The sequence below is a fragment of the Rheinheimera sp. genome (assembly GCF_020217005.1).
Classification (GTDB): Bacteria; Pseudomonadota; Gammaproteobacteria; order Enterobacterales; family Alteromonadaceae; genus Pararheinheimera.
This window is the reverse complement of the sequence record NZ_JAIWOI010000281.1, coordinates 1-10,000: the sequence shown is the minus strand read 5'-3', so window position 1 is coordinate 10,000 and position 10,000 is coordinate 1. Positions and strand designations below refer to the sequence as shown.

The following is a 10,000-nucleotide window of genomic DNA, read 5'->3' as shown; positions in this document are numbered from 1 at the left end:
TGCGGATAGTCTTGCTGCTGATGGCAAATCTGCTCCAGCTGAGCCTCCCATAAAGCGGTCAGGTCAGGCGCTGTGATGCGTTGTGGCAAACTTTGAATAAAGACCCGGCCTAACTGGCTGGCACGAATTTGTTTACCCTGACGCTGTAAATAACCCCGTTTAAACAATAACTCCAGAATACCTGCGCGGGTCGCCTCAGTACCTAAACCTGCGGTTTCTTTTAAGATGCGTTTTAACTCTGGATCTGTCACAAAACGACTGATGCCCGTCATGGCCGCTAACAAAGTAGCGTCAGTGAAATACGCCGGTGGCTGAGTTTGTTTGGCTAGCAATTCTGACTGGCCAGACTGCAACTGCTGACCTTTGGTGAGTGGCGGCAGGCTCTGTTGTGCGTCGGAATCCTCTTCTTGCTCATCCTTCTGACTGGCTTTATAAAAAGCCTTCCAGCCCAAAGACTGCACTAGTCTGGCCTGAGCTTTAAATAAACCGCCGGCGATTTTAACTAGTGCCTGTTGCTCCAGATAGCAGTAGGGAGGGAAAAATTGCCATAAGAACTGCCTGGCTATCAACCAATAAAGTTGGGCCTCACTGCCATTGAGGCTGGCCGATTTAAGCACCTTGTCCGTTGGAATAATAGCGTGGTGAGCAGTAATTTTACTGTCATCCCAAGCTTTACTACGTTGGCTCATACTGACCTGCTGTTGCATATCAGCCAGTTGTGGACTGTTGGCCGCTATAGCGCGACAGACAGCAGCTGACTGGCCAAATTGCTGTTCAGGTAAATGCCTGCAGTCTGAACGTGGGTAAGTAATAAGCTGATGGCGCTCATAGAGTTGCTGACAAGTATCCAATACTTGCTGAGCCGTCATGCCAAAAAGTTTGGCCGCTTCAATTTGTAACGCCGACAAGCTAAAAGGCAAAGGCGCGTACTGCTTTTTCGGCAGTTGCTGGACTTGTTCTACCAGCGCAGGTTGATGGCTGGTTTTGCGTTGTACCAGTTCAGCGAGCTCACGATTGAGCACCCGGCCTTCTTCGTCCTGGTAAGGAGCACAGGCCTCGCTGGGTTGCCAAAGCGCGGTAAAAGGCCAATCTGCGCCGGACAAATGGGCTTTGACCTGATAAAAGTCACGACTGACAAAATTCTCTATTTGCAGGTCACGTTGCACCACTAATCCCAAGACTGGAGTTTGCACTCTGCCTACAGACAATACACCCTGATAACCTTGCTTCTGGCCATGTAAAGTATAAGCCCGGGTTAAGTTAATGCCGTATAACCAATCGGCCCTGCTGCGGGCCAAAGCACTTTGCGACAGAGGGGCAAATTCAGAATTTGGTTTTAACTGTTGCAAAGCTAAGCGCACAGCAGCTGGTGTTAAATCGTTCAGTAGCAATCTTTTGGTATTGGTAAGTTTAGTTTGACTGACTTTAGTATGCAGCAGCACTTCATCGACCAGTAACTGGCCTTCCCTATCCGGATCGCCTGCATGCACCAGTTCTGTTGCCTCTTTGATCAGCCTGGTCAGTACTTGAAGCTGAGCTTTGCTTTGTGCTTTAGGGAGCAATTTCCACTGCGCCGGCACTATAGGTAAATGCTCCAGCCGCCAGCTTTTAAACTGTGGATCATAAGCTTCAGGTTCGGCCTGCTCTAACAAATGGCCAAGGCACCAGCTGACTTTATCGCCATTGCTAAGTTGCAAATAGCCCTGCTGTTTTTGGTGCCCACCAAAAGCGTCGGCAATAGCACGGGCCATACTTGGTTTTTCAGCTATATACAATCTCATTGGTGGACCACTGTATGAAAAAACAGTTAATTTAACCGCAGTTTTCCTAAAAAAGCAAAGGTTGGAGCATTTGTTTTCTTCACACCTCAGAGTAAGCTAAGGCTTTGCCGGGACAGACCGGTACCTGCTTTGGTGAAGTATCAGCATTGATTAAAATTTCAGCTCCTGGTTTAACATTGTTGCGGATCTTCCTGCTGGCATCTGCCTATTTTTTATTTGGTCAGCTCGCTATTCTATTGGCGATAGCCCCTGGCATGGCCACTTCGGTATTTCCATCTGTAGGCATAGCTATAGCAGCAGCCCTGCTGTGGGGCTACCCAATGCTGGCGGGCGCTTTTTTCGGCTCACTGCTGTTTAAGCTGGCACAGCCTGACTGGCCACCAAGCTTAACCTGGTCTGACAAAGTCGTATTCAGCCTGAGTATGGCCACTATTACTACCGCGACTGTCACTTTTGCTTTATGGTCTGTTCGCCGCTTTGCCAATTTTCATAGCGCTCTTACTTTTGAAAAAAGTATCCTGTGGCTGTTTTTACTGGCAGGCCCTTTGGCCTGCTTAATCAGCTCCGTCTTCTCTACCTTGGTTTTGTGTAAGTTTGACATAGTGACGTCCGACAATGCCGGACTTAACTGGTTTACCTGGTGGATAGGCGACATGATTGGGGTGATGATTGCCATTCCCCTTATGTTTATGTTGTTTGCTAAACCCCGGATTTTATGGCGCTCCCGCTGGCTGACCGTAGGCTTGCCTTTATTGGTTTGCACTGCACTAGTGGTTGCTTTGTTTGTGCTGGCGCGCTTTCAGCACAGTCAGAATCTGCAGCAAAAGTTTTTTGATCAGTCAGAACAAATCAGCGCCACCTTACAGTTCAGAGTCAGCAGAGTACTGCAGCAAATGCGCACTATCGAACGGCTGTTTGCCATTCAGCCTGAAGTGACAGAAGCTATGTTTCAACAATTTTTGCAAGGCTACCCCTGGCAGGAAGCTGGAGTACTGATTTTTGACTGGATTGAGCAAATTCCTCATTCAGAACGGGCCGCGCTGGAGACCAAGCTGCAAACGGGCTTTAAAGAATATGCCAACCCAGGCGTCCGACCAGCCGCTGCGCGGGATGATTATAGTGTGGTTAGGTTCATGGCCTCTGCCTCTGGCGATAAATCTCTGATTGGGCTGGATTTTGCGGCCGACCCAGCCCGTAAAGAAGCCATGGAATATGCAAGGGATTCAGGCAGTATCAGCATTACAGCTCCGGTTCGTCTGGTTACCGGTACAGACGCCGCAATGTTTTTTATCCCTGTGTATCACCAAAGAGGGGTTCCAGCCAGCCTCGAAGACAAACGTAAACTAATCCGTGGTTTTATTTGCGGTATTTTTGATACCAAGCAATTGGTAGACACCAGCTTAAGTCAGTACGACATTACTGAGTTCCATTTACAGATCAGAGATTTAGGCACAGGGCTGGCTTATTACGGTTCATTACCTGCTTTACCGGCTCAGGCAAACTATTTAACCTGGACACAACATTGGTCCCATGCCGGAAGATCACTGGAGCTGACATTAATTCCCAGCAAAACTATGCTTAACCTCAATTCTGGCCAACAAAGCTGGTACGTTCTGACGGGTGGCCTGGTGTTGTGCAGCTTGTTGGGCATTTTCCTGCTGGTTTTGACCGGACGATCGGCCCGTATTGAACATTTGATCACCCAGCGAACCAAAGAACTCAGTTCAATCCTTGATAACGCTATTGAATCTATAGTGATAGTGGATCAACAAGGCCATATAGAAAGAGTGAATAAAGAAACCTCTTTATTGTTTGGTTATGGCATGCAAAGTCTGTTGCGCCAACCCATCAGCAAATTGCTTGCCTGTTTGCCTGAACATAAAAACCATCAGTTATTGCAGCCTTTAACAGTAGATCAGTTGAATTTATGGGTGGGACAGACAGTAGAGGTCACAGGGCTGAGTGAGGATGGACAACAAATCCCGCTGGAAATGGGCTTAAGTCGGGTCGACACGGCGGACAAACATTTATATACCCTGATGCTGCATGACTTGCGTGAGCGAAAAAAAATAGACCGGATGAAAAGCGAGTTTATCTCTACCGTCAGTCATGAACTGCGTACACCTCTCACCTCTATTAACGGCTCTTTAGGTTTATTGGCTGGTGGTGTAGTGGGAGAGTTAGCGCCCGCGGCCCAACAACTGGTGCAGATAGCCAAAACCAATACCGACCGGCTGGCCAGGCTGGTCAATGATATTCTTGACATTGAAAAGCTGGAATTCGGTCAGTTAAAACTGCAACCTGTTGAGGTTGAAGTTGGTGCTTTATTGCAGGAAGCCAAACTGCAAAATCAGGCTTATGCAGATAAATATTCGGTTCGGTTGGATCTGCTGACCACAGCGGAGCAAAGCAGGATTTATCTGTATCAGGATAAATTCCGCTTGCTGCAAATTTTGTCGAATTTGATTTCCAATGCCATAAAGTTCTCGCCAAGCCACTCAGTGGTGAAGTTAAGTTACCAGCTAAAAGACGGCCAACTGGTGATCCAGGTTAAAGATCAGGGTGCGGGTATAGCCGAATCATTCCGTAGCAAAATTTTCCAGAAATTTGCTCAGGCTGACAGTTCAGACAGCCGCAGCAATCAGGGGTCAGGTTTAGGCTTAAATATCAGTAAAACGCTGGTCGAAATGATGCAGGGCAATATAGACTTTGAATCAGAATTGGGTAAAGGCACCTGTTTTAGCCTGACCTTTCCATATTATGAGCTTTCCGATCGCCACAACACACCTCAAGAGCAGAGTTAAAGTTGTTGTATATACTCTAAACCGCTGTGACCACCTAACTACATAACAAGAAGGTAAGCCAATGAAACCTGTTTATAAACTTAGCCTGACAGCCCTGCTGGTCAGTTCAGCCTTGCTAGTGACCTCATGTGGCGAACAAGCTACAAAGCCTGCGGAAACCAAAACTGTTGCCAGCGCAGCGACAGCAGATGAAGCGAAAGCTTTTGTGCGGGATGCCAGCGAGGAATTCAGTACTTTATTGCTTGAAGTCAACCGAGCAGACTGGATAGCCTCAAACTTCATCACCGAAGATACAGAGGCTTTGTCTGCCGCCGCAGGTCAGAAACTGACGGAAATGGTAGTGCGTTTAGCGAATCAGGCTGCACGTTTTAATGACACTGAAGTGGATTACGACACCAGACGTCAACTGGACAAACTCAAACAAGCCCTGACCTTAGCTGCGCCGCAGGACAAAGCCAAAACTGAAGAGTTATCCGGTATTGTCGCTAAACTCAATGCCATGTATGGCAAAGGCAAATACTGCAAAACGCCGGATAACTGTCTGGATTTAGGCCAGATGTCGAGCACTATGGCCAGCTCCCGTAACTACGACGAACAACTGGAAATGTGGACAGGTTGGCATAACACTGCTGCGCCAATGAAATCTATTTATGCCCGGCAGGTAGAGCTGGCCAATGAAGGCGCTAAAGAATTGGGTTATGCCGACACTGGCGCTATGTGGCGTTCGAAATACGATATGGACCCCAACGCCTTTGCGCTGGAACTGGATAAACAGTGGGGCGCAGTCAAACCTTTATACGAAGCTTTACATTGCCATGTGCGGGCCAAGTTGTCGGAAAAATACGGTGCCGACAAAGTGCCTTTAAACAAGCCTATTCCGGCACATTTGTTAGGCAATATGTGGGCACAAAGCTGGGGCAATATTTATGATGTAGTTGCACCAGCTGATGCCGATCCCGGTTATGACGTCACCAAACTGCTGGCTGACAAAGGTTATGACGAATTAAAAATGGTGAAAGGAGCTGAAGGCTTTTTCACCTCTTTGGGTTTTGCGCCATTACCTGAAACTTTCTGGACCCGCTCCTTGTTTGTGCAACCAAAAGATCGGGATGTGGTCTGCCATGCTTCCGCCTGGGACTTAGACGCCAAAGACGATTTACGTATTAAAATGTGTATTCAGCGCACTGGCGAAGAGTTTTCGGTGATCCACCACGAACTAGGGCATAACTTCTATCAACGTGCGTATAAAAACCAACCGGTGTTTTATCAGGAAAGTGCGAACGATGGTTTCCATGAGGCTATAGGTGACACCATAGCCTTATCGGTCACGCCAAAGTACCTGCAACAAATTGGGTTGCTGGAGCACATTCCGGACGAGTCCAAAGACATTGGTTTATTGTTGAAACTGGCGCTGGATAAAGTGGCCTTCCTGCCTTTTGGTTTATTAGTGGACCAATGGCGCTGGCAGGTATTTTCCGGCCAGGTGAAACCAGAGCAATACAACGAAGCCTGGTGGAAATTACGTGAACAGTATCAGGGTGTGGCCGCGCCAGTTGCCCGTACTGAAGCCGACTTTGACGCTGGTGCTAAATACCACGTGCCAGGCAATACACCTTATACCCGTTATTTCCTCGCTCATATTCTGCAGTTCCAGTTCCACAAAGCTTTATGTGAAAAAGCCGGTGACACTGGCGCAATTCACCGCTGTTCTATCTACAACAGCAAAGAAGCAGGAGCTGCACTGAATGAAATGCTGGAAATGGGTTCCAGCCGGCCATGGCAGGAAGCTTTAGCTAAATTAACAGGTAAACCAGAAATGGATTCCAGTGCCATTCTGGCTTATTTTGCGCCGTTAAAAACCTGGCTGGATGAGCAAAATAAAGGCAGGCAATGCGGCTGGTAACAGCACATTGATCGGATTGAAGGGTAGCGTTAGCTGCCCTTTTTTTTAAAAAACATCAGTAGCTCTGAAATTTAAAAAAATTTCTTATCTGTTGTCGATTTTAATAAACCTGAACCGACTAAGCACAGAGATAGTGAAACAGGCATTGTCAGTTTATAGCCAACAGGAGGGCCCCATGGCCAAAATGCTTTTTGTCAACTTACCCTGCAGCAACTTAGCTGCTGCAATCGAATTTTATCAGGCGCTGGGCTTTAGCCAGAATATGCAGTTCAGCGACGACACTGCAGCTTGTATGGTCTGGAGTGAACATATTTTTGTCATGCTGCTGACCCATGCCAAATGGCAAAGTTTTACCCAAAGGCCGATCCCTGACTCAGGCAGCAGCGAGGTGATGCTGGCTTTAAGTTGTGATAACAAAGCAGCAGTGGATCAGGTGTGTAATGCAGCTGCTAAAGCAGGTGGTACCGCCGACATCAATGCAAAGCAGGATTTAGGTTTTATGTATGGCCGCTCTGTACTGGATTTAGATGGTCATATCTGGGAGTTTTTCTGGATGGATCCGGCAGCAGTGGCTGGTTGATTGCCAACATCACCACACCAAATCAAAACCCAAAGTAATTGCAGTTGCAGCGAGGCGACAAGAACGTGAGACCCCAGGAGCATAGTTACCTATGTGACTGGGGCTCGCGGCCGCAGTCAACAAAGCTGCGGCTGCAAGAACGAAGGGTTTTACAGCATAAGGCGATAACCAATTCCCGCTTCGGTCTTTAGATAACGAGGCTCTGTGGGGTCGTCGCCTATTTTTTGTCGTAAGTGACTGATCACAATACGTAAATAATGGCTGTCCTGACCATGAGTTGGACCCCAGATTTGTTCCAGCAGCTGTTTTTGTGTGATCACACATTGCCTATGCTGAGCCAAAGTCGCCAGCACCGCATATTCCTTTGGGGTCAACTCCACTTCCACCGCTTTGCAGGTCACCAGACGGCGGGCGAGGTCTATATGCAGATAACCATCGTCCAGCACAGCCGGGGTTTTATCCGGTAAACGGTCGCGTAATTGCGCCCTGACCCGCGCCAGCAACTCTTCGACACTAAAAGGTTTAGTCACATAATCCTGAGCGCCTATATCCAGTGCCTTGATTTTGTCGGAGTCGCCGTTTCGTACTGACAAAACAATCACAGGCACTTTGGAAAAACTGCGCAGTTCGCTTAATAACTCCAGGCCATCACCATCGGGTAAACCTAAATCCAGCACCAGTAAATCCGGCTGCTGGCGCACTAAAGCCGCCAGACCAGATTCGACTGAATCTGCTTCAGTCACCTCGTAACCGACACTTTTTAACGCTATCCGCAGCATTTTGCGGATTTGCATTTCGTCATCAACAACCAGAATTCGGGCGGACAATAGACTTAGTCTCCTGCTTGGGTTTCAGGCAAAGGCAATTCGACAATAAAACGTGAGCCAGAGCCCACTCGGGCTGAGGTCGCTTTGACCGATCCGCCGTGCGCTCCAATCATGCCCCGACAAATCGCCAGCCCCATGCCGGTATTGTGCCTTTTACTGTCGCCATCGGCCACCACATAAAACATATCAAAGACTTTTTCCCGCAGCGCTTCCGGGATACCAGGGCCACTGTCTTCAATTTCAATGCGGCAGACTTTTCCTTGCTGACTAACCCAAACCCGCACAGGCTCGCCATCAGGGCTATATTTAGCCGCATTTTCCAGAATATTAAACAGCCCTTGTTCCAGCAAAGCGGCATGGGCATAAAGTAAAGGTAAATCCGGTGCAGCTTCGTATTCCACTTCCACTTGCGGGAAAAAGCGCTTTAAGCGTTGTTTGGCACTGCCAATAATATCGGCGACAGACACCCAATCCCGTTCCAGCTTTAAGGTGCCATGACCTAAACGCGTCATATCCAGCAGGTTCTGGATATATCGGTCCAGCCGCTGACTTTCCAGCATGATGGTGCTTAACAGTTCGTTCCGATCTTCTTTGGATAACTGCTGGTCCAGCACCTGTAAACTCTCAGCAGAACCCATCATAGCAGCGAGCGGTGAGCGCAAATCGTGCGACACAGAGGATAATAAAGCCGAACGCAATTGCTCCATTTCGGCTTTCAGTTTTGAGCTCTCCAGTTCCGTATTCAGACTAATGCGCTGCCAGACACTGACCGCCTGCTGGCTTAAAGTCGCTATTAAATCTCTGTCGTCCGGCCTTAATACCTGCACAGTAGCGGGAAACTGCAGCACTATGACGGCAATAGTTTTACCTTGCACTGCTAATGGTAGGGCACTCCACTGGCTGGCATTGAGGGTATCGCTGAAACGCCCTGCCATTTGCTGATGCCGTCTGCACCAATCAATCATCGCCTGATCCAAGGTCAGCAAAGGCTGATTTAGTGCAGGCAGTATTTGTTGTTCTTGTTGATCAAGGGTGACCAGATGTACAGGGCAGCGCAGCGCTTGGGTCAGCTGGGTAGCCAAAATAGTCCAGAGTTCATCGGTTTGATGGATTACGGTCAGTTGCTGGGCAAAATCCCGTTGTAACTCTGAGTAACGATTGGCTTCTTTCAGTAGCAATAATTGCTGCCGGATGCGCGAAGCGGCCGGGCCACAGGTGATACCTATCACCAGCATAAAAATCAGCGTGGCGACATCATCGTTTTTATTCACATTAAAGGTGAAATAAGGTTCGGTCAGGAAAAAGTTAAAGCTGAAAAACGACAACAAAGCGGTAAAAATAGCAGGGCGGGCGCCGTATTTCAGACCACAAAGCACCACAGCCAACACAAAAATCAGCACCAGATTGCCACTTTGCAGCCATTGGTCCAAAGCTAAAGCCAAAGCACTGGCGGCTGCGGTAAAAAGTGCACCAAAAGCATAACCGGCTTTTTGGCCAAAGGTGCCTGAAGCGGGCGCTGACACTCTGGCTTGTTGGGCCGATTCACCAGAGCGATACACTGAAACTTCTAACGGCAAACCGCTATTAATCAGCTGCTGATACAAAGGTTTACGCCAGGGCTGCATGGTGCGTTTTGTGCCAGCCCCCACTAACACAGCGTTAATCCTATGCTCTGTGATATAAGGCAAAATGGTCTGTAACGTAGAAGGGCCACGTAAAATATCGGTCTGAGCGCCGAGTTCACGTGCCAAAGCAAAAGCCGACTGTAAGCGCTGTTGCGTCGACTGATACTGCATCTGCCCTGTGTCGACCCAGACCACAACCCAGGGCATCTGACGTTTTTCGGCAACACGGCGGCCAATGCGGATCAGGTATTCGTGATCGCGGCGGTTGGAGATCAGCACCAGTAATTTATCCTGAATAAGATAATCACTGCCACGGGCTTTGGCATCCTGCTCGGTTTTTAACTGCGCATCGACATGGCTCATCACCAGCTTCATCGCCATTTCACGCAGCGCTGTTAAGGTTTCCAACTGGAAAAATTGCTTCACCGCCAAAGCGGCATAGTCCGCTACATACACCTTGCCTTGCTGTAAACGCTCCAG

6 protein-coding genes are annotated in these 10,000 nt (G+C 48.5%); 3 read left to right on the top strand and 3 right to left on the bottom strand.

Going from position 1 to position 10,000, the window contains the following annotated elements; translation table 11 throughout:
* The coding region (locus tag LDL40_RS13700; RefSeq protein ID WP_300995938.1) for a DNA topoisomerase III at positions 1–1,781 on the bottom strand (1,781 nt) is incomplete at its 3' end.
* Positions 1,782–1,927: 146 nt separating this feature from the next.
* On the opposite strand from LDL40_RS13700, the gene LDL40_RS13695 reads away from it, so the two are divergent.
* The 3 genes from LDL40_RS13695 (at position 1,928) to LDL40_RS13685 (ending at position 7,068) form a co-directional block, all read left to right on the top strand.
* Complete coding sequence (locus LDL40_RS13695) at positions 1,928–4,585, top strand: CHASE domain-containing protein (RefSeq protein WP_300995937.1); 2,658 nt, start codon at positions 1,928–1,930, stop codon at positions 4,583–4,585.
* A 61-nt stretch (positions 4,586–4,646) separates the two neighbouring features.
* Positions 4,647–6,488, top strand: a complete 1,842-nt coding sequence (locus LDL40_RS13690) for a M2 family metallopeptidase (protein WP_300995936.1) — start codon at positions 4,647–4,649, stop codon at positions 6,486–6,488.
* 175 nt (positions 6,489–6,663) lie between these two features.
* Complete coding sequence (locus tag LDL40_RS13685; RefSeq protein WP_300995935.1) at positions 6,664–7,068, top strand: VOC family protein; 405 nt, start codon at positions 6,664–6,666, stop codon at positions 7,066–7,068.
* Between the two features lie 149 nt (positions 7,069–7,217).
* On the opposite strand, the gene LDL40_RS13680 is transcribed toward LDL40_RS13685, so the two are convergent.
* Complete coding sequence (locus LDL40_RS13680) at positions 7,218–7,895, bottom strand: response regulator (protein ID WP_300995934.1); 678 nt, start codon at positions 7,893–7,895, stop codon at positions 7,218–7,220.
* 5 nt (positions 7,896–7,900) lie between these two features.
* Positions 7,901–10,000 (bottom strand): DUF4118 domain-containing protein (locus tag LDL40_RS13675; protein ID WP_300995933.1); only part of this gene is annotated, 2,100 nt, incomplete at its 5' end.